Origin of the sequence: Paraburkholderia edwinii, from assembly GCF_019428685.1 — a bacterium.
In the GTDB taxonomy this organism is placed as follows: Bacteria; Pseudomonadota; Gammaproteobacteria; order Burkholderiales; family Burkholderiaceae; genus Paraburkholderia; species Paraburkholderia edwinii.
Genome location: NZ_CP080095.1, coordinates 1,121,512 through 1,140,249 on the forward strand (window position 1 = coordinate 1,121,512; position 18,738 = coordinate 1,140,249).

Annotated in this window: 18 protein-coding genes and 1 pseudogene; 16 read left to right on the forward strand and 3 right to left on the reverse strand. The window is 62.2% G+C overall.

Features of this window, described 5'->3' with window-relative positions:
- Positions 1 to 126 precede the first annotated feature (126 nt).
- Positions 127 to 1,047 carry a LysR family transcriptional regulator gene (locus tag KZJ38_RS04925; protein ID WP_219799044.1) on the reverse strand — a complete coding sequence of 307 codons (921 nt, stop codon included), beginning with the start codon at positions 1,045 to 1,047 and terminating at the stop codon, positions 127 to 129.
- Between the two features lie 241 nt (positions 1,048 to 1,288).
- Between KZJ38_RS04925 and KZJ38_RS04930 the strand changes: the two genes are divergently transcribed.
- The 10 genes from KZJ38_RS04930 (at position 1,289) to KZJ38_RS04975 (ending at position 11,157) form a co-directional block, all read left to right on the forward strand.
- On the forward strand, positions 1,289 to 2,716 hold the full coding sequence (locus KZJ38_RS04930; RefSeq protein ID WP_219799045.1) for an MFS transporter: 1,428 nt from the start codon (positions 1,289 to 1,291) through the stop codon (positions 2,714 to 2,716).
- A 77-nt stretch (positions 2,717 to 2,793) separates the two neighbouring features.
- Positions 2,794 to 4,194 carry an MmgE/PrpD family protein gene (locus KZJ38_RS04935; RefSeq protein ID WP_219799046.1) on the forward strand — a complete coding sequence of 467 codons (1,401 nt, stop codon included), beginning with the start codon at positions 2,794 to 2,796 and terminating at the stop codon, positions 4,192 to 4,194.
- A 137-nt stretch (positions 4,195 to 4,331) separates the two neighbouring features.
- The gene (locus KZJ38_RS04940) at positions 4,332 to 4,658 is read left to right on the forward strand and encodes an NIPSNAP family protein (RefSeq protein ID WP_219799047.1); all 327 of its coding nucleotides are present in this window, start codon (positions 4,332 to 4,334) and stop codon (positions 4,656 to 4,658) included.
- Between the two features lie 117 nt (positions 4,659 to 4,775).
- Positions 4,776 to 6,206 carry an aldehyde dehydrogenase family protein gene (locus KZJ38_RS04945; protein WP_219799048.1) on the forward strand — a complete coding sequence of 477 codons (1,431 nt, stop codon included), beginning with the start codon at positions 4,776 to 4,778 and terminating at the stop codon, positions 6,204 to 6,206.
- Positions 6,207 to 6,374: 168 nt separating this feature from the next.
- Entirely contained in the window at positions 6,375 to 6,770 is a 396-nt protein-coding gene (locus tag KZJ38_RS04950; RefSeq protein WP_219799049.1) for a carboxymuconolactone decarboxylase family protein, read from the forward strand.
- A gap of 88 nt (positions 6,771 to 6,858) precedes the next feature.
- On the forward strand, positions 6,859 to 8,232 hold the full coding sequence (locus KZJ38_RS04955; RefSeq protein WP_219799050.1) for an MFS transporter: 1,374 nt from the start codon (positions 6,859 to 6,861) through the stop codon (positions 8,230 to 8,232).
- 53 nt (positions 8,233 to 8,285) lie between these two features.
- A complete protein-coding gene (locus KZJ38_RS04960; protein ID WP_219799051.1) occupies positions 8,286 to 9,200 on the forward strand; it encodes an NAD(P)-dependent oxidoreductase in 915 nt (304 codons plus the stop codon).
- Entirely contained in the window at positions 9,200 to 9,598 is a 399-nt protein-coding gene (locus KZJ38_RS04965; RefSeq protein ID WP_219799052.1) for a cupin domain-containing protein, read from the forward strand. Before KZJ38_RS04960 ends, KZJ38_RS04965 begins: the two co-directional genes overlap by 1 nt.
- A 19-nt stretch (positions 9,599 to 9,617) precedes the next feature.
- The gene (locus tag KZJ38_RS04970; RefSeq protein ID WP_219799053.1) at positions 9,618 to 10,388 is read left to right on the forward strand and encodes a carboxymuconolactone decarboxylase family protein; all 771 of its coding nucleotides are present in this window, start codon (positions 9,618 to 9,620) and stop codon (positions 10,386 to 10,388) included.
- An 88-nt stretch (positions 10,389 to 10,476) separates the two neighbouring features.
- Positions 10,477 to 11,157 (forward strand): GntR family transcriptional regulator, encoded by a 681-nt coding sequence (locus KZJ38_RS04975; RefSeq protein ID WP_219799054.1) that lies wholly within the window; start codon positions 10,477 to 10,479, stop codon positions 11,155 to 11,157.
- Positions 11,158 to 11,199: 42 nt separating this feature from the next.
- Here KZJ38_RS04975 and KZJ38_RS04980 read toward each other — a convergent pair whose 3' ends face one another.
- Positions 11,200 to 12,000 (reverse strand): N-acyl homoserine lactonase family protein, encoded by an 801-nt coding sequence (locus KZJ38_RS04980; protein ID WP_219799055.1) that lies wholly within the window; start codon positions 11,998 to 12,000, stop codon positions 11,200 to 11,202.
- Positions 12,001 to 12,203: 203 nt separating this feature from the next.
- On the opposite strand from KZJ38_RS04980, the gene KZJ38_RS04985 reads away from it, so the two are divergent.
- The 3 genes from KZJ38_RS04985 to KZJ38_RS04995 all read left to right on the forward strand — a co-directional run bounded on the left by KZJ38_RS04985 (position 12,204) and on the right by KZJ38_RS04995 (position 15,146).
- The gene (locus KZJ38_RS04985; RefSeq protein ID WP_246641641.1) at positions 12,204 to 13,232 is read left to right on the forward strand and encodes a LacI family DNA-binding transcriptional regulator; all 1,029 of its coding nucleotides are present in this window, start codon (positions 12,204 to 12,206) and stop codon (positions 13,230 to 13,232) included.
- 125 nt (positions 13,233 to 13,357) lie between these two features.
- Entirely contained in the window at positions 13,358 to 14,149 is a 792-nt protein-coding gene (locus KZJ38_RS04990; protein WP_219799056.1) for an SDR family oxidoreductase, read from the forward strand.
- Between the two features lie 112 nt (positions 14,150 to 14,261).
- The gene (locus tag KZJ38_RS04995; protein WP_219799057.1) at positions 14,262 to 15,146 is read left to right on the forward strand and encodes an NAD(P)-dependent oxidoreductase; all 885 of its coding nucleotides are present in this window, start codon (positions 14,262 to 14,264) and stop codon (positions 15,144 to 15,146) included.
- Here the strand turns inward: KZJ38_RS04995 and KZJ38_RS05000 are convergent.
- Positions 15,143 to 16,003 (reverse strand): 2OG-Fe(II) oxygenase, encoded by an 861-nt coding sequence (locus tag KZJ38_RS05000; RefSeq protein WP_219799058.1) that lies wholly within the window; start codon positions 16,001 to 16,003, stop codon positions 15,143 to 15,145. The two genes, KZJ38_RS04995 and KZJ38_RS05000, sit on opposite strands and share 4 nt — an antisense overlap.
- A 455-nt stretch (positions 16,004 to 16,458) precedes the next feature.
- Here KZJ38_RS05000 and KZJ38_RS36980 point away from each other — a divergent pair.
- The 3 genes and pseudogenes from KZJ38_RS36980 to KZJ38_RS36380 all read left to right on the forward strand — a co-directional run.
- A pseudogene (locus KZJ38_RS36980) lies at positions 16,459 to 16,887 on the forward strand (carbohydrate-binding protein); the annotation flags it as partial.
- 74 nt (positions 16,888 to 16,961) lie between these two features.
- Positions 16,962 to 17,498: a hypothetical protein gene (locus tag KZJ38_RS36375; RefSeq protein ID WP_246641827.1), complete on the forward strand. Its 537-nt coding sequence runs from the start codon at positions 16,962 to 16,964 to the stop codon at positions 17,496 to 17,498.
- Complete coding sequence (locus tag KZJ38_RS36380; protein WP_246641728.1) at positions 17,407 to 18,672, forward strand: glycoside hydrolase family 18 protein; 1,266 nt, start codon at positions 17,407 to 17,409, stop codon at positions 18,670 to 18,672. Before KZJ38_RS36375 ends, KZJ38_RS36380 begins: the two co-directional genes overlap by 92 nt.
- Positions 18,673 to 18,738 lie beyond the last annotated feature (66 nt).

Genomic DNA, 18,738 nt, shown 5'->3' on the forward strand with positions numbered 1-18,738 from the left:
GGGAAGTCTCCTAACAGGGCGGCAATTTAGTTGGCGTGGGGATTTGCCGCAAGGAGGCAGCGCGCAATGGGTCTTCACGTTTTGTGAAGACTTTCGGAAAAGATCGCTATTGGTACCCGGTACCCCTTAACGCAGCCGCGCACCCAGCCAGCGCCCTTCACCGACCAGCGCGCGCGCCGTATCCGCCAGCACCACCCGCGCGGCAAGCCCCGCCGGCGACAGTTCGTCGTCCGAGACGCTGACCAGCAGATTCGGCCGCACCGCATCGGCGTCCGCAATCTGTACGCTCGCGAGCCCCGCGTACTCGGCCCGTGCCAGTGCCGCGCCAGGCTGGATCGTCGCGCCGAGGCCGCCGCGCACCGCATCCATCAGCATCGCAAGGCCGTCCACTTCGGCCACGATGCGCGGCTCGTATTTCGCACGCTTGAACGATTCGGCGAGCGTCGTGCGTAAGCCGTGCGGGCCGCTCGGCAGGATCAGCGGCAGCGCGCCGAGTTTCGCGAGCCGCACACGCTTCGTCGACGGCATGCCGGGCAGGTCGCGCGCGCCGATCACGAAGAGCCGCTCGTCGAGCAGCGGCATCACGCTCCAGCGCTGCGCGGGTTCTTCGTGAAAGAGAATTGCAAGGTCGATCTGCCGCGCACCGAGCATCGAGGCCAGATAGCCCGACAAGGTCTCGACCATGCGCAGCCGCACATCGGGGTAGCGTTCGCGCATCGCGCGCATAAACGCGAGGCCGAGCACGCCGCTCGTGCTGGTGGCGAGGCCGACCGTTACGTGGCCCGACAGGCGTGCCTGGCGCGCGGCGAGCGCGGCGTCGTCGACGTGCCGCAGGGCGAGTTGCGCCTGGCGCCAGAACGCGAGTCCCGCGTCGGTCGGCACGACGCCGCCCGACGTGCGCTGCAGAAGGCGCGTTGCGAGTTCGCTTTCGAGGCGGCTGATCTGCTGGCTCAGCGCGGACGTGACGATGCCGAGTTCGAGCGCCGCTTTGCCCATGCTGCCGTGCTCGACGACGCTGACGAAATACCGTAACTGACGCAATTCCATGTGTTCCCCGCTCGGGTAGCCGTTGAGCGGCATTGTCCGGAGTGGGGTCGGAAAAGGCAAATGAGGGCAAATGAGGGCAAACGACGGCAGTCAGAGGGCAAGCGCGGAGCAATAGTCCTATCTGCGGGCCGAGTAGGCCTAACTGCTTGACCGATTGTATGACAGGAATATAATCATCTCAAAACGAGATCCATCCGGAATCAGCGGCCATCCACAGCAGAGCAGAGCGGAGACACTCAGCATGCGTGATTCATCGACGATCGGCTTACGCCTCGACGGGCTGCCGCTATCCGGCTTTCATTGGCGTTTGCTCGGCCTGATCGCGGCCGGCATGTACTTCGACTCGTTCGACATCTACATCGCGGGCACCGTGCTCGCCGCACTGATCCACAGCGGCGAATCGACGTTGAAGCTCAATGCGACCTTCGTATCGGTCACCTTCATTGGGATGATGGCCGGCGCGTGGCTCTCGGGCGTGCTCGGCGATCGCTTCGGCCGCCGCTTTTCGTATCAGATCAATCTCGGCATTTACGGCTTTGCTTCGATTGCGGCCGCGCTCGCGCCGTCGATCTACTGGCTTATTTTCTTTCGGCTCGTCATGGGTCTTGGAATGGGCGCGGAGATCGTGGTCGGTTACGCGACGCTTTCGGAATTCATTCCAGCCGCGTGGCGTGGCCGCTTCGGCACGATCCTGAATCTGATCATCAATACGTCGCTGTTTCTGTCGACGTTCCTTGGCTGGCTGATCGTCCCGCACTACGGCTGGCGCTGGATGTTCGCGATTGCCGGTTGCGGCGCGCTCGTCGTCTGGTTCCTGCGCAAGTCGATGCTCGAGTCGCCGCGCTGGCTCGCCGCGCGCGGCAGGACCGACGAAGCGGAAGCGATCGTTGCGCGCGTCGAGACCGCATGCGGTGTGGACCCCGCGGCGTCGAGAGAAGCGGCGCGAGCGGCGGTGCGGCAGGCCGCCCAAAACACGACGACCGTCGCAACGCAGAACGAAGCGCGCCTGTCCGAACTCTTTTCGCGGCGGCTGTTCACGCGCACGATCACGGCCATCACGGTGCTGGTCGCGCTGTTTATCGTCAACTATGCGTTCGTCAGCTGGATTCCGACTTTCCTCGTCAAACAGGGGCACAGCATTTCGAATTCGCTCGGCTTGACGGCGCTGATGTTCGCGGGCGGCCCGGTCGGCTCGTTGATTGCGTTCGCGCTGGCTGAGCGTGTCGGACGCAAGTGGGGCATCGTCGTGTTCTCGCTGGTCTGCGTGGCGTTCGGCGTCGCGTATCCGTTCGCGCAAACGGCTGCGACGATCACGATGCTCGGTTTTGCGATTACCGCATGCATTTATGTGCTGTCGTCGTTTAGCGTCGCGAGCTATGTGCCCGAACTGTTTCCGACCGAATTGCGTTTGCGCGGCTCGGGTCTGGCGAACACAGTCGGTCGTGCGGTCAGCATCGCCGTGCCCTATGGCGTCGCGGCGGCATTCGCGGGATTCGGCATTAGCGGCGTGATCGCGCTGATTGTCGGCACACTGTTATTGCAGGCGCTGATCGTCGGCGTGCTTGGCGTGGAGACGAAGAACCGTTCACTCGAAGCAATTGCGGCCGAAACCGGCGAAGGTGGGCATGCAGCGGGTGAGCGTGCGGCCGCCGCGATCGGCGGCCGGTAATCGAGGCATATCGCTCGCTCGCCCCTCCCGCACGAAAGCAGAATTAACCCTTGTGTTTACCGAAGGAACGTTAGCCGATGCAGCAACGCACGACTTCCGCTAAAGAACCGGTCACGCTGACGCAGCAGCTCGCGCAATTCGTCGAGCGCACATGCTGGGACGATATTCCGACAGCGGTGCGGCACGAGGCGAAGCGCTCGCTCGTCAATTATTTCGCCGTTGCTTTCGCGGGCTGCGCCGACCCGTCGATCGAACAGGCCGTGAACGTGTATCGCCGCTTTCGGGCGGGTTACGACGCGCGCCTGATCGGCCGCGCCGAGCGTACCGATGTGCTCAATGCGGCCGCGCTCAATGCAATGACCGCGAACGTGCACGATTTCGACGACACGCATCTGCCGACCATCATCCATCCGACGGCGCCGGTCGCCGCACCGCTGTTCGCGCTCGGCGAAAGCGCAACCATCGGCACGGCCACAAGCGCGAAGATGAGCGGGCAGGCGCTGCTGCTTGCCTTCGTGCTCGGCGTCGAGATCGAATGCCGGATCGGCAATGCAGCATCGCCGTCGCACTACCAGCGCGGCTGGCACATTACGTCGACTTGCGGCGTATTCGGTGCGGCGGCGGCCGCGGCGAAGGTATTGAACCTCGATGCGAACCGGACCGTGCATGCATTCGGCCACGCGTCGGCACAAGCGGGCGGACTTGTCGAAACGCTCGGTACGATGGCGAAAAGCGTGAGCGTCGGCAATGCGGCGCGCAATGGCATGCTCTCCGCCTTGCTCGCCGGCGAAGGCCTGCGCGGACCGGCGCAGCCGATCGAAGGCGAGCGCGGCTTCTTGCGCGTGTGCGCCGATAAGCCCGATTTCAACGCGCTGACCGCGGGTCTCGGCAGCGACTGGGCCTTGCAGGCCAACACCTATAAGCCATACCCCTGCGGCGTCGTGCTGAACCCTGTCATCGAAGCGTGCCTCGAGCTCGCACGCGACAAACACTGGTCGCTCGCCGATATCGAGCGCGTCGAACTGCTCGGCCATCCGCTGTTGCGCGAGCGCACCGACCGGCTCGGCATCCGCAGCGGCCGCGAAGCGCAGGTCAGCGCGCAGCATAGCGTGGCGGTGGTGCTTTCAACGGGCCGCGCGGGTCTCGCCGAATTCAGCGACGAAAGCGCGGCGGATCCGGACGTGCGCGCGTTCGCGGGCCGCGTGGCATTCGTCGACGATAGCCGCTTTCCCGTGGAAGCCGCGCGCGTCACCGTGCTGCTGCGCTCGGGCGAAAGCGTATCCCGTACGGTCAGTGCTGCACGCGGCAGTCTTGCGGTGCCGCTGTCCGATGCGGACCTCGACACGAAATTGAAGGAACTCGCCGCGTATGGCGCGCCGCATGTCGACGCGCAACGCTTGCTCGATACCTTGTGGACGCTCGATACTTCGGCCGACGCCGCGCTGCCGATGCATATCGCGTGTGCTGAATCGGCTTAGTGCGTGGGTCAGCGCGCGGGTTGAAAAAATAAAGCAGGCCGCCTGCCCGGCTTTGTAGCGCATTTGCGTAGTCGGCGGCTTCGCTGAGATAGCATTGCCTTCGCATTTCCCCTGAACCCTTATACGGAGAATTTTCAATGATTGTCGAGATGCGCGTCTATCACTGTGCGCCGACACGCCTGCCGGCGCTGCTGGATCGCTTCGTCAACATCACGCTCGGTTTCTTCGAGAAATACGGTATTGAGCAGGTCGGCTTCTTTACGACGCTGGCCGGCCCGAGCAATCACACGTTGACGTACATGATCAAGTGGGAAAGCCTTGCTGAGCGCGAAACCAAATGGAACGCGTTTCAGTCGGATCAGGAGTGGATCACGAAACGCGCGGCGACCGAAGCGGATCAACCGATCGTCGAGCGCATCGAGAACACCTTCCTGACGCCGACCGCTTTCTCCGCGCTTCGATAGAACCGCGCGAAGCGCTGCCCGCTAGCCGGTCGCGCCATGGCCCGGCTGGCTGGCGGGCTGTGGCTTCGAAGGCTTGCGAGCAGCTTGAGCCGGCGATTTATCACTCTGGAGCCTCGAATGTCTCGCGTTGGACAGTTTTATATCGATGGAAAATGGGTCGCGCCGCTTGCGCCGGTCTGGTTCGATCTGATCGATCCGGCCACTGAGGTGCGTTTCGATCAGCTTGCACTCGGCAATGCGGCCGACGTCGACCGTGCGGTCGCCGCCGCGCGTCGCGCGTTCCCTTCTTATTCGACGAGCACGGTGGCGGATCGCATCGCGTTGCTCAAGCGCATCGTGCAGATCTACGAGCGCCGTATCGACGAATTCGCGGAAGCGATGCGCGCCGAAATGGGCGTGCCGATTACGTTCGCGCGCAACAATCAGGCGGTGCGCGGCCCCACGCATCTGAACGCACTGATCGATGTGCTCGACTACTTCGCGTTCGAAACGCAACGTGGCACGACGCGGCTGCGGCACGAAGCGGCGGGCGTCTGCGGGCTTATCACGCCGTGGAACTGGCCCGTCAACCAGATCGTCGTGAAGATCGCGCCCGCGCTGGCGGCCGGTTGCACGATGGTGCTCAAACCCAGCGAATATTCGGCGCTAAGCGCGTTGCTCTTTGCCGAAGTGCTCGATGAAGCGGGCGTGCCGCCGGGCGTGTTCAATCTCGTCAACGGCGACGGTCCGGGCGTAGGCGCGGCGATCGCATCGCATCCGGATATCGACATGGTGTCGTTCACCGGTTCGACGCGGGCGGGCATTCAGGTCGCGAAACTCGCGGCCGATACCGTGAAGCGCGTGGCGCAGGAACTCGGCGGCAAGTCGGCCAATATCCTGCTCGACGACGTGAACCTCAACGATGCGGTCACGCGCGGGGTGAACACCTGCTTCGCGAACTCGGGGCAGTCGTGTTCGAGCCCCACGCGTATGCTCGTGCCGCGGCGCATGATGGACGAAGCCGCGCATATCGCGAGCCGTGCGGCGCAGGCGTTCAGGGTCGGCGCGACCGACAAGGTCACGACGCAACTGGGCCCGGTCGTGAACCGCAGCCAGTTCGTGCGCATCCAGGCCATGATCCAATCGGGCCTCGACGAAGGCGCGCGGCTCGTCGCCGGCGGCACCGGCTTGCCCGAGGGCTTGTCGAAAGGCTGGTTTATCAAGCCGACCGTGTTCGCCGACGTGAAGCCCGACATGACGATCGCGCGTGAAGAGATCTTCGGCCCGGTCCTGTCGATGATCCCGTACGACGACGATGAAGAGGCGATCGAGATCGCGAACAACACGGTCTACGGACTGTCCGCGTATGTGCAGTCGGGAAGTGTCGAGCGTGCGCGCACGGTGGCGCGCTCGTTGCGTGCGGGCGGTGTGCATCTGAATTACCCGGCGCCCGATTTCAGCGCGCCGTTCGGCGGCTACAAACGCTCGGGCAATGGGCGCGAGTGGGGCGAGGCGGGCCTGCGCGAGTATCTGGAAATCAAGGCGATGGTCGGTTACGGCGAAGCGTGAAGCGTGGCTGGGCGTCGATACGCAGGTATCGACGCTTTTCAATCGGGCCAGGCCAAAAAAATTTTGCACTGTTCGTTTGTATGACAATCGGTCGATAAGACGATCAGTGAAGATGTAGCATACGATGCCGGTCTGCGACGGCATCGCAAACAACCGAGGGAAACGAAGATGGCAAGCAATGACTGGTTTGAAAAGGGTTTCGCGAATCGCAAGAAGGTGCTTGGCGCGGGACATGTCGAGAAATCGTGGGAAAACGCCGACGAGTTCAATCGTCCGATGCAGAAGCTTGTCACCGAGTATTGCTGGGGCGAGATCTGGGGCGACGAGACGCTGCCGTTCAAGACGCGCAGCATGCTCAACATCGGCATGCTGACCGCCATGAGCCAGCACCACGAACTCGCGGTGCACGTGAAAGGCGCGCTAAAGAACGGCGTGACGAAAGACGAGATCCGCTCTGTGCTGATGCAGGCTGCGATCTATTGCGGCGTGCCGCTCGCGCTTGCCGCGTTTCGCGTTGCCACGGAAGCGATCAAGGCCTACGAGGCAGAAGCAAAGTCGTCGTGAGCATGCGTGCCGTGTGAAGGCACTGCGGGCCGCTTGGCGGCTTCGCGCGGCACCGCAAGCGTGCCGGATAACTACATCGGAGACATGAATGAAAGCGCTGACCGCGGAGCACGTCTCACCGATCGCCGACGAACAGTCGATCGATGCGAAGAGAAGGAGCGCCATTAAAGGCGCGTTTTTCTCCGAATTCATCGACATGTTCGATATTTATCTGCCGGTGGTCGTTCTGTCGCCGGTGCTGTTTTTCTTCCAGCCGCCGCATCTGTCGAGCGGTATGGAGACGATCCTCGCGTCCCTCGTGTTTATTACCACGCTGCTTGGCAGGCCGATCGGCGCATTGCTGTTCGGTATGGTCGCGGATCGGCTCGGACGCCGTAAGGCCTCGATCTATTCGGTGTCGGGCTTCGGCGTGATTACCTTGCTGATCGCGTTGCTGCCCGGTTATCAAAGCATCGGGGTCGCCTCGTACTGGCTGCTCGTGCTGCTGCGCTTTGTCGACGGCATTTTCCTCGGCGGCGGGTATACCGGCGCCATGCCGCTTGCGATCGAGTATTCGAAGAAGCATCAGCGCGGTTTCGTCGGAGGCCTGATCATCGCGGGTTTTCCGGCCGCGTACGTGACGATCAATCTCGTTGCGATGGTGATGTTCGCGGTTTTTCCGCTGAACGGCGTCAATTCGCCGTATGTGCAGTGGGGTTGGCGCATTCCGTTCGTGATCGGCGCGGTGCTGGCCGGTGTGCTTGCGCTTTACTACGTGCATAAGGTCTCGGAATCGGAGATCTGGAAAAGCGAGGCCGGTGAGAAGCATGCCAAAAACGAGGCCAAACACGAGGCCAAACACGACACGCCGCTGCTGTCCGAACTGATGAGGGGCAAAAGCGCGCGCAGTCTCGTGCAGGTGCTGTTGCTGATGACAGGCTTCTGGCTCACGCAAAACATCATCACGATCTTTTTGCCGACTGGCCTGCTCGTGCATACGCTGCATCTGAGTGGTTTTCAGCTGACGTCCACGCTGCTGCTGTCGTATTTCGTGCTGTTTTTCAGCTATATCGGCGCGGGCATGCTTGGCCAGAAGATCGGCCGGCGGCGCTTTTTCGCGATCGTCGGTCCGCTGATCGCGACGATCGGCGCGGCATTGCTCTATGTGCTCGGCAACGTGCGCGGCCTGTCGCTGCCCGCGATCATGCTGACCGTGTGCGTGCTTGCCGTGCTCGTCACGTCGCCGTGGGGCGTGATCGTGACTTACATCAACGAGCGGTTTGCGACCGAGGTGCGCGCGACGGGCTTCGGCGTCGGTTTCAGCCTCTCGGTGATCGTGCCGTCGTTCTACGCGTTTTATATGAACTGGCTCAGCGCGTGGATGCCGCTTTCGGTGACGCCCGTCGTGCTGCTCAGCCTCGGCGGCCTGATCGGCATGACCGGCGCGCTGATGGGACCTGAAACGAAGGACGTCGATTTCTAGTCTGCTTATTTCTAGCCCGCATATTTATAGCCTGCTCAATGACACAGGACACCATGAACAAGGAACGAATCGGATTTATCGGACTCGGCAATATGGGCAGCCGCATGACGCGCCGCATCGTCGATGCCGGGATCGCTGTGCTCGGTTACGACACGGTGGTCGAGCGCGTGAAAGACGCCGGCGCGCGGTCCGCCGCATCGATACGGGAGGTGGTCGAATCCGCCGACCTCGTGCTGCTGTCGCTGCCCGATAGCAAGGTAGTCGAAGCAGTCGTCGAAGGCGACGGCGGCATTCTCGCGCACTGCCGCACAGGGCAAACCGTGATCGACCTCAGCACAGCCGCCGCCAGCTCGACGGTGCGGCTGAACGGCCTGCTGAAAGCGCGCGGGGTGCAATACATCGATGCGGGCATTTCGGGCGGCGCCGCGGCCGCGGAAAAAGGCACGCTGACGTTGATGGTGGGCGGCGACGCCGCCGCGATCGAAGCCGTGCAATGGATCTTCAAGCCGATCGCCGGCAAGGTGCAGGTGATGGGCGAAAGCGGTGCCGGCCATACGACGAAGCTGCTCAACAATTTCCTCAACGCGGTGAGTCTTGCCGCGACCGCCGAAGTGATGGTCGCCGGCAGGAAGGCGGGGCTCGATCTGCATCAACTGCTCGATGTGCTCAATAGCAGCACCGGGGTCAACTTCGCGACGCAAAGCCGCTTTCCGAAGATTGTCGATGGCGATTATCTCGAAGGCGGGCTCACGTCGAAGCTGATGACGAAGGACATCGTGCTGTATATCGACCGCGTGCGCGAACTTGGCGTCGCGTCGATCAACGCGGCGGGGCCGCTCGCGAGCTTCGGTCTGGCAACGTCGCTCGGTTACGGCGACGTGATCAGCAATCGTGTCGTCGATGCGATCGGCGACGTTTCGGGCGGCGTGAGGCTTCACAACGACGCACAACGCAAAGGAGCAAAGTGATGAAGGTGTTTCATGGCAGAAAGACGGGCGCCGCCTCGGAGCGGCGCGGCAATGGCGATACGTTTACCGGTGTGGTGTGGGCGGACCCGGTGATGCCGTCCACCGACGGCGTGACGATCAACACGGTCTGTTTCGAGCCCGGTGCGCGAACATACTGGCATTCGCACGAGCGCGGCCAGATCCTGCAGGTCACGGCGGGGCAGGGCTGGATTTGCGTCGAAGGCGGCAAGCCTGAAGTGATTCGCCAGGGCGATGTGGTGTGGATCGGGCCGAACGAGCGTCATTGGCATGGCGGCAGCGCGGACAGCTTTATGGTTCATATCGCGACGTCGCTTGGCGCATCGACCTGGCAGGAAGCGGTGAGCGAGCACGACTATCCGCCGTCTACCACGCGCTAAAAAGACAGGACCGATCGCCATGCAATCGACCGAAGCATTGACGGAAAAGCAGCAGCGCGTGAAGGACGAGTTCATGCGCGTGCGTAAAACGTGGGGGCCATCGTGGGAAAGCCTGTTACGTCTCGATGCGGATTTTCTCGAGGCATACCTGAATTTCTCCGCGGTGCCGTGGCGCAGGAATCACCTCGAAGACAAGGTGAAGGAATTTATCTACATCACCGCGGATGCCGCCGCGACGCATCTGTATGCGCCCGGTATCCGGCAGCATCTGCAGATGGCGCTCAAGTTCGGCGCGACGCGCGAAGAGCTTGTCGAAGTGCTCGAACTGATCAGCACGATCGGCATTCATGCGTGCAATGTGGGCGTGCCGCTGTTACTCGAAGTGCTTGAAGAAGAAGGCAAACGCACGGGCCGCGCGCCGCTCGACGCGCGGCAGCAAACGCTCAAGGCCGGCTTCGAAAAGAATCGCGGGTACTGGCATCCGTCGTGGGACGGGCTGCTCGAACTCGATCCCGACCTCTTCGAAGCGTATCTCGCGTTTTCGTCGGTGCCATGGCGCACCGGCGTGCTGAGCCCGAAGGTCAAGGAGCTGATTTATTGCGCGTTCGACGCGTCGGCGACGCATTTGTACCAACCGGGGCTCAAGCTGCATATGCGCAACGCGATCCATTACGGCGCGACGGCCGGCGAGATTATGGAAGTGCTTGAAATTGTCAGCGTGATCGGCATTCACGGCGCGGCGGTCGCGGCGCCGATGCTTGAAGAGGCGCTTGCCGCGCACGCGGCATAGCGCGCAGCGACCGCGCACGGTTTCGCATCCGGTATGATGTGCAACAAAATTCTATTGTCGGACAGGCATACAACGGACGGGATGAACGATGTCAGCAGAAATTGGGGTGATACGACCGGAAACGCTGCGCCATCAGGTCGAAAACGTGCTGCGGCAGGCGATCATGACGGGACGTTTCGCGCCGGGCGCGCGTCTCGTCGAGCGCGAACTGTGCGAAACGCTCGGCGTGAGCCGCACCTCGGTGCGCGAGGCGTTGCGCAAGCTCGAAGCCGAGAAGCTCGTGCGCAGCGTGCCGCACAAGGGGCCCGTGGTCGCGGTGATGTCGAAGCAGGAAGCGAGCGAATTGTATGCGCTGCGAGCGCTGCTCGAAGGCTTCGCCGCGCACGAATTCGCGCGGCTGGCCGACGACCAGGCCATCGCGCGCTTCGGCGAAGTGGCGAAGGAACTGCGTGCCGAAGCGACCGCTCGCAATCAGGCCGGCGTGCTGCGCGCGAAGACCGCGCTTTACGATGTGCTGCTCGACAACTGCGGCAATTCGCTGATCAAGGAATTCCTGACGAGCCTCTATTCGCGCGTCAATCTACTGCGCGCGACCTCGCTCATGCATCCGGAGCGCTTGCCCGCGAGCTTGCGCGAGATCGACAAGCTCTATAAGGCGTTGAAAGCGCGCGACGGCGAAGCGGCGCAACAGGCCGCCCGCGTCCATGTGCAGAACGCGGAGAAGGCCGCGATGCGGATGCTCGACGAGCAGCAGCCTGACGAAACGTAAGCGCAAAGACGCACCTATAGACGCACATATCGTTGTCGCCGCCTATCCCGGCACCGCATCGAGGCGCGCGATCCAGCCCTGCGTTTCCTTGCTATGTGCCGGATAGCGCCGCAATACATCCGGGTCGTGTCCCGGCACGACATGCTGTGGCGAATCGGCAAGTTCATGCACGATCCGGTATCCCTCCAGCATGTCGCCGATGTTGTACACGGCTGGAAACGGCCGCTGTTGCTCCATATTCGCGTACAGATGCGACGCATCGGACGCGAGCACGACCCAGCCGCGTTCGGTATGCACGCGCGCCACTTGCAGCCCGTTCGTATGGCCGCCCACCAGATGTAGCGAAAGACCCGGCGCAAGCTGCGACGCGCCGTCGTGAAAGCGCACACGGCCGTCGAATACGCGGCCGACCATCGTCTTCACGTCGTCGGGGTTGAATGGGTGCTTGAGTTCGCGGTGGCACATGCAGCGGCCCGTGCAATACGCCATTTCGCGGTCCTGCACGTGGTAGCGCGCTTGAGGGAACAGCTCGCGGTTTCCTGCATGGTCGTAATGCATGTGCGTGACGATCACATCCTCGACAGAATCCGCGCGGATGCCGATGGCCTGCAAGCCTTCCTCGACGCGATGCGTGGTCGTGCGCCCGCGTCCACTACCGACTTCCGGGTCGAACCCGGTATCGACAAGCCACGTGCCGCTTTCGCCGACGATGGCCCAGACGAAATAGTCGAGCGGCATCGATACGTCGTGCGGGTCGCCTCCGATAAAGTTGTCGCGCGCGGGGCGGTCGTGGTGTGCGTATTTGATCGCGTAGATCTTGTAGTTTTCGAGCGGTGAAGTCATCGAGCGTCTCCTTTCCCGAATACTGTTCGCGAGAAGTCCACGAAAGTGTCACAAGTACTGATAGCGCTATCATAGCAAACGCACAGCAATCTGCAGCGAGCCGATGCGCAATACCGGTGGGATACAATTCGCCATCGTTTCGAAAGGCCGGATGCAGAACAGTGAAAAAGCGCGCAGGCACCGCTGCTGGCGGGAACTCACGGTTGAGCGAGAACAGAACGCGCAGCGGCGGCGGCGCGGTGCGCATGGCCGACGTCGCGAAGGCCGCGAACGTGTCGCTGATGACGGTATCGCGTGCGCTGAACGAGCCGGCCAAACTATCCGAAGAAACGCGCAAGCACGTGCTCGATACGATCCGCAAGATTGGCTACGTGCCGAATTCGATCGCGTCGAATCTGGCGTCGAACCGTTCGAACGTGGTCGGACAGATCGTGCCCAGCATCCAGAATTCGCTGTACTCGCACACCATGAAAGGCGCCGCCGATGTATTGCGCGCGGCCGGCATGCATCTGCTGATTGCCGACAGCGGCTATTCGCTCGACGAAGAGGAGGCGCTGATCGGCGCATTCGTCGCGCAACGCGTATGCGGCCTGCTGCTGCATAACACCGCGCATACGCCGCGCGCCACGCAACTCGCTCGCCAGGCCGGCATTCCGGTTATCGAGACCGGCGACCTCGTGCGCAACCCGCTCGACGTCGTGATCAGCTATTCGAACTTCAATGCGGCGAAGGAGATGACGCTATATCTGGCGGCGCGCGGCTACAAGTCGATCGGCTTTGTCAGCGTGCCGATGCGTAACAATCCGCGCTCGAAGGAGCGTTTGAAAGGCTATTACGCTGCGCTTACGGCGCTCGGCCGCGAACGCAATCCGGCGCTTGTGCTCGAAGCGGAACCGGGTTTGACGGCCGGTGCGCACGCCATGATCGACATGATGCAGCGCGTGCCGGAGGTCGATGCGATTTTCTTCGCCGGCGACGTGCTCGCGGTCGGCGCGCTGTTCGAAGCGCAGAGGCGCGGCTGGAAGGTACCCGAGCGCATCGCGATTGCGGGCTTCGACGATCTCGATATCCTCCGCCACACGGTGCCGAAACTCACCTGCCTGAACCTGCCGCGCCTCGAAATCGGCCGACGTAGCGCCGAATGCCTGCTGCAGCGCCTGCGTGGCGATGCGGACGCGGCACCGACACGGCTCGATCTCGGCTTCGAGATCATTCAGCGCGAAAGTACCTGATCACGCGTTCCGGCTTTTTCAGTTCCCCGCTTTTCAGTTCCCCATTTGGCATCGCGCTAAGTTAGCGCTATCATAAAAAGCAGGCCTTCCTCGCAGCGGAGGGCATTGCCGACAGGGACTGCCGAATGGAAGGGACAATTGCGGGAAAAACTGCGCTTGTGACGGGTTCTTCGCATGGCCTCGGCTTCGCGATCGCGGATGCGCTGGCTGCGGCAGGATGCAAGGTCTTGTTGCACGGGGTCGAATCCCCGGCCGATGTGCAGTCCGCGCGCGCGGCGTTCGAAGCGCGCCATCAGATTGCGCCGCACTATATTCAGGCGGACCTCTCGAAACCTGAAGCGGTCGAACGGTTGGTCAACGAGACGATCGAGCGCACCGGCTCGCTCGACATCCTGGTGAACAATGCAGTGACACGGCACTTCGCGCCGCTCGAAGCGTTCCCGGTCGATAAATGGGATCAGGCGCTCGCGGTCAATCTGAGTGCGGCGTTTCACGCGGTGCGCCTCGCGTTGCCCCGCATGCGCGAACGCGGCTGGGGACGCATTTTCAACATGACGTCCGTGTACGGCATGCGCGGCACCGCAAACCGTGTCGACTATGTGACGACCAAGTCGGCGTTGCTCGGCCTCACGCGCGCAGTGGCCGCTGAAACGGTCGGCGCCGGCATCACGTGCAACGCGATTTGTCCGGGCGCGGTGCATACGCCGACCAGCGAAAAGCGCATCGTCGCGCTTATGAATGAAACCGGGCTCGCGCGCGAGCCCGCGGTTCACGAATTCCTGCGCGGCAAACAGCCGGGCGGCGAGTTCGTCGATGCGGCGCATGTCGCGCAACTCGTGGTCTTTTTGTGCAGCGATGCGGCGCGCGATATCACCGGCGCGATGTTGCCCGTCGAAGGCGGGTGGCTGGCCACCTGAGCGGTAACGCACGCGCGTCAGGAATGCTTGGCGGTCCGTGAGGCCGGTTTGGACGATCAATCGAATACCTCATGAGACGGCGCACTTTCCATTCATATCTGAGGAGCAGGAGATGCTTGAGAACAAGCTGATCGGTTTTATCGGCGTCGGCGTAATGGGCAGGCCGATGGCGCGGCGTCTGATCGAGCACGGTCATTCGCTCGTGATCTACGACAGGGACGCGAATGCGCTCGCCGAACTGCAGAAAATCGGCGCGCATGTGGCCGGCAGCGTGCGCGAGGTGGCGGACAGCGCGGGCGTGATCTTTACGAGCCTGCCGACGCCCGCGGTTTTTCGCGAGGTTGCAAGCGGCGCGCAAGGTGTGGTGCAGGGCAAGGCGGCCAAGATACTCGTCGACCTGTCGACGGTCGGCTCGACCACCGAGAAGGAAGTTGCTGCGGCGCTGCTTGCCAAAGGCATCGAGACGATCGACGCACCTGTGAGCGGCGGCGCGGCCGGCGCGCAGAAGGGCACGCTCGCCGTGATGATCGCGGGCAAGCCCGAGGTGGTCGCACAGGTGCGCGAGCTGTTCGATGTGTTCGGCAAAGTCTTCAACGTCGGCAGCGAGCCGGGTCAGGGACAGTTGATGAAGCTGCTGAACAACATGCTCTCGTCGACCGCTTTTGCGATCACATCGGAAGCGTTTGTGGCCGGTGTAAAAGGCGGGCTCGATCCTGAAACGATGATGGCGGTCATCAATGCGGGCAGCGGCAAGAACGGCGCGACGCAGGACAAGTTTCCGAAGCAGGTGTTGCCGCGCACGTTCGATTTCGGCTTTCCGATCGGCAGCGTCTGCAAGGACATCGGGCTTGCGGTCGACGAATGCCAGGCGCTCGGCGTGCCGATGTGGGTTGGCAGTACGGTGCGGCAACTGTGGAATTTCGCGGCGCTGCAGGATGGGACGAAGCGCGATATGACGGAGCTCGTTCGGTATATCGAGGACTGGTCGGGGCACTAGTCACACACGCGCTCCCGCATCCACTTCGTCATGATCCACTTCTCGCCGTTCGTCACGGGCGCGCCGCCGTGCAGCGTCATCGGATCGAGCTGCCCGCGCCCGTTCATATACCTGAAGTACACTGCGCCGCCCTGACGCGCCGTGACCGCGACGCGCGCTTCCGGGAAGATCGTTGTGCCGCCGCTTTCGACGTCGTTGAGATAGACGATCAGCGTCGCAACGCGCTGCCCGCCGCGCGACGTGTGGACCATGCTGCCTTCCTGATCGGGCGGAAAGTAGTCGAAATGCGGCTGATACTCGCCCCCCGCCGCATAGTGCAGGATCTGCAAGCCTTCGCCGTGGTCGATCGGCCAGTTCATCAGCGCGGCGATGCGGCGATCGAGCCGCTCGATCAGCGCGTCTTCGCAGCGCGGGAACCAGCAGCCTTCGCTGGTGCGCGTCTCGATCACGTCCTCGCTGCCGTTGTCGGGATTCACCGTCGTCGATCGCTTCAGGCGGTGCCTTGAACGCTCGATCAGGTCCGCACACTCGTCGCCCGACAGCACGTCGTCGAACACGATGATCTGCGGACGTGCGACGCGGATCAATACCGATACGTCGCGGTCGTATGCGCGTATGCAATTGCCCTCTGCGATGGGGCATGCGTCGTATTCGTACGTGTTGGCATCGTTGACAGTAGTGTCGACGACTGTTGCGCGCTCACCGTGGCCCGCTGTGACGGCGCTTCGCACGACGTCGCGTGCCATAGACGCATCGATGCCGGCCTGCACCATCGCCGCGACGATCGATTCGTGCGTGCAGCCGCGGTTCAAATTGCTCGTCAGCCATTCATTCCATACGGCATCCATCACGTCCATTGACGCCTCCGTCGAATTGCCGGTTGGATTTCAGGAAATAAATGATAGTAGATCTGAAATGTTATTTTTTGAAGAGTGAGGAGTGAATTGAAGTCTATTAAACATTAATTAACGGACGGTTGGTGGATGATTTTTAATGAATTCCGATGTGGCCAATTCAATGACCGGCTGAAGCGTCGATGCGATCCGTAACCATGTCGTTACGCTCTCCCCGCGGTTGGAGGCTAGTCAACGTCGGGGAGAAATGTTTGATATTTTATTTACCTTTACAAACTTGAATAAAGGAGGAAAAAGGGTTTTTCGATTTATTGGTTAACTCTTGATTGATCGATTTGAATGACCTATCTATTAGCAAAGGCGTGTCGTGGTGAATAACAGGTTGGGTCAGCAGTTGCGTCGCTTGTCTTGTTTTGCGTGGCTGTCGGCCGCAGTGCCGGAATGCGTCAGGAGATCTTATGAAGATCAAGAAGAACGGGGCCTGTGTGTCAGCACTCGTTGCGTTGTTGCTCGCAACTCGTTCGATTGGCGCGCTGGCCGATGAGTGGAAAGAAGGTTCGACCTACACCGCCGGCACCACGGTCACGTACAACGGCCACTCCTATCAGGCGCTGCAGACGCATACGGCGTACACCGGCGCAGGCTGGACGCCGCCCAGCTCGCCGACGTTGTGGCGCGATCTGGGCGCGAGCGGTGGTACGCCGTCACCATCGCCGTCGCCAGCACCGTCGCCAGCACCTGCACCCGCACCTGCACCTGCACCGTCACCTGCGCCATCACCGACGCCATCACCGACGCCCTCGGGCGCGGGGTGCTACGCCGCGTGGTCAGCGACGCAAGCCTATGCCAATGCGGGTTCGCTCGTGACGTACAACGGACACAACTACAAGAACAAGTGGTGGACGCAAGGCGACAATCCTGCGCAGTCCGGCAGTTGGGGCGTATGGCAGGATCTGGGCGCATGTGCGGGCGGTCCGTCGCCAGCACCCGCGCCGACACCGGCACCAACACCGACGCCGACACCGACACCAACGCCGACACCAACACCAACACCAACACCGACGCCAGCACCGACGCCAGCACCGACGCCGACGCCGACGCCGACGCCAACGCCAACGCCAACGCCAACGCCAACGCCGACGCCAACGCCGACGCCGACGCCGACGCCGACGCCGACGCCAACGCCAACGCCGACACCGACACCGACACCGACACCGACACCGACACCGACACCGACACCGACACCGACACCGACACCGACACCGACACCGACACCGACACCGACGCCATCGCCATCGCCATCGCCATCGCCATCGGACGGCGGCGGAGGAGGTTCATCCTCGTCGAGCGCGCACGAGGTAGGCGGCTACTTCGCGCAATGGGGCATCTACGACCGCAACTTCAAGGTGAAGGACATCGACACCTCCGGTCAGGCCAAGCAGTTGACCTTCATCAACTACGCGTTCGGCAACCTCTATGCGAAGAATGGCGGCTATGAATGCGGCATCGTCAACAAGGCCGAGCCCGGCGCGACCAATCCGAACGCGCCGGACGCAGGCACCGGCGGGGACGCATGGGCCGACTATCAGAAGGGCTTCTCGGCCAACGAAGCCGTCAACGGGACATCGGACCCGTGGCAATACGCGTGGGACGATCCGCGCAACGGCAAGGCCGGTCCGCTCAAAGGCAACTTCAATCAGCTGAAGCAGCTGAAAGTGAAGTACCCGAACCTGAAGATCATGATTTCGATCGGTGGCTGGACCTGGTCGAAGTGGTTCGCGCGCGCGGCGGCGACCGACGCGGGCCGCAAGCAACTGGTGTCGTCGTGCATCGACGTGTATATCAAAGGCAATCTGCCGTTCGACGCGGGTTCGAATGCCGGCGGAGACGGCGTTGCGGACGGCGTGTTCGACGGCATCGATATCGATTGGGAGTTTCCAGGTGGGGGCGGCCAACCTTATAACATCGTTGACCAGAACGATAAGCAAAACTACACGCTGCTGCTCGCAGAGTTCCGCAAGCAGCTCGATGCGATCGGCGCACAAAAGGGCAAGCGATATCTGTTGACCGTAGCCATCGGCTCGGGTGGAGACAAGATCGCCAATACAGATCCCGCCCAATACAGCAAATCGCTCGACTGGATCAACGTCATGTCCTACGACTTCCATGGCGGATGGGAGTCGGCCGGCCCCACTGATTTTCAGTCGAATCTGTACAAAGATCCGGACAGTCCGAATGTGAAGACCGAGAACGGTGCGACCTATAACGTCGATGCCGCGATCAGAGGTCTGCTCGACAAAGGTGTGCCGCCTTCGAAGATCGTCGTCGGCATTCCGTTCTACGGCCGCGGGTGGACCGGCGTGACCGGCGGCCCGAAAGGCGACGGTCTCTACCAGAAGGCCACGAAGCCGGCGCCCGGCAAGTACGAAGAAGGCATACAGGATTACCGGATATTGAAGAGCGCGCCCGGCACCGTGTACGAGCATCCGGTCGCGAAACAATCGTGGAAGTTCGACGGCACGACGTTCTGGTCTTACGACACGCCCACGACGGTACGCACCAAAGTCGATTACGCGAAACGGCAGAACCTCAGGGGCGTTTTCTCGTGGGAGCTCGACGGCGACACACCCGATGCGGAGCTGACGAAAATCCTCGGTGAAGCGAACAAGTGATATGCGCTTACATTGGAAAAGCAAGCGGGCTGTCATTGCGCCGATATCCGACACCGCATCGTTGCA

Excerpts from the sequence above, each read along its gene's own strand:
- KZJ38_RS04925 (WP_219799044.1), bottom strand. The coding sequence starts at position 1,047 with ATGGAATTGCGTCAGTTACGGTATTTCGTCAGCGTCGTCGAGCACGGC.
- KZJ38_RS04930 (WP_219799045.1), top strand. The coding sequence starts at position 1,289 with ATGCGTGATTCATCGACGATCGGCTTACGCCTCGACGGGCTGCCGCTA.
- KZJ38_RS04935 (WP_219799046.1), top strand. The coding sequence starts at position 2,794 with ATGCAGCAACGCACGACTTCCGCTAAAGAACCGGTCACGCTGACGCAG.
- KZJ38_RS04940 (WP_219799047.1), top strand. The coding sequence starts at position 4,332 with ATGATTGTCGAGATGCGCGTCTATCACTGTGCGCCGACACGCCTGCCG.
- KZJ38_RS04945 (WP_219799048.1), top strand. The coding sequence starts at position 4,776 with ATGTCTCGCGTTGGACAGTTTTATATCGATGGAAAATGGGTCGCGCCG.
- KZJ38_RS04950 (WP_219799049.1), top strand. The coding sequence starts at position 6,375 with ATGGCAAGCAATGACTGGTTTGAAAAGGGTTTCGCGAATCGCAAGAAG.
- KZJ38_RS04955 (WP_219799050.1), top strand. The coding sequence starts at position 6,859 with ATGAAAGCGCTGACCGCGGAGCACGTCTCACCGATCGCCGACGAACAG.
- KZJ38_RS04960 (WP_219799051.1), top strand. The coding sequence starts at position 8,286 with ATGAACAAGGAACGAATCGGATTTATCGGACTCGGCAATATGGGCAGC.
- KZJ38_RS04965 (WP_219799052.1), top strand. The coding sequence starts at position 9,200 with ATGAAGGTGTTTCATGGCAGAAAGACGGGCGCCGCCTCGGAGCGGCGC.
- KZJ38_RS04970 (WP_219799053.1), top strand. The coding sequence starts at position 9,618 with ATGCAATCGACCGAAGCATTGACGGAAAAGCAGCAGCGCGTGAAGGAC.
- KZJ38_RS04975 (WP_219799054.1), top strand. The coding sequence starts at position 10,477 with ATGTCAGCAGAAATTGGGGTGATACGACCGGAAACGCTGCGCCATCAG.
- KZJ38_RS04980 (WP_219799055.1), bottom strand. The coding sequence starts at position 12,000 with ATGACTTCACCGCTCGAAAACTACAAGATCTACGCGATCAAATACGCA.
- KZJ38_RS04990 (WP_219799056.1), top strand. The coding sequence starts at position 13,358 with ATGGAAGGGACAATTGCGGGAAAAACTGCGCTTGTGACGGGTTCTTCG.
- KZJ38_RS04995 (WP_219799057.1), top strand. The coding sequence starts at position 14,262 with ATGCTTGAGAACAAGCTGATCGGTTTTATCGGCGTCGGCGTAATGGGC.
- KZJ38_RS05000 (WP_219799058.1), bottom strand. The coding sequence starts at position 16,003 with ATGGACGTGATGGATGCCGTATGGAATGAATGGCTGACGAGCAATTTG.
- KZJ38_RS36375 (WP_246641827.1), top strand. The coding sequence starts at position 16,962 with ATGTGCGGGCGGTCCGTCGCCAGCACCCGCGCCGACACCGGCACCAAC.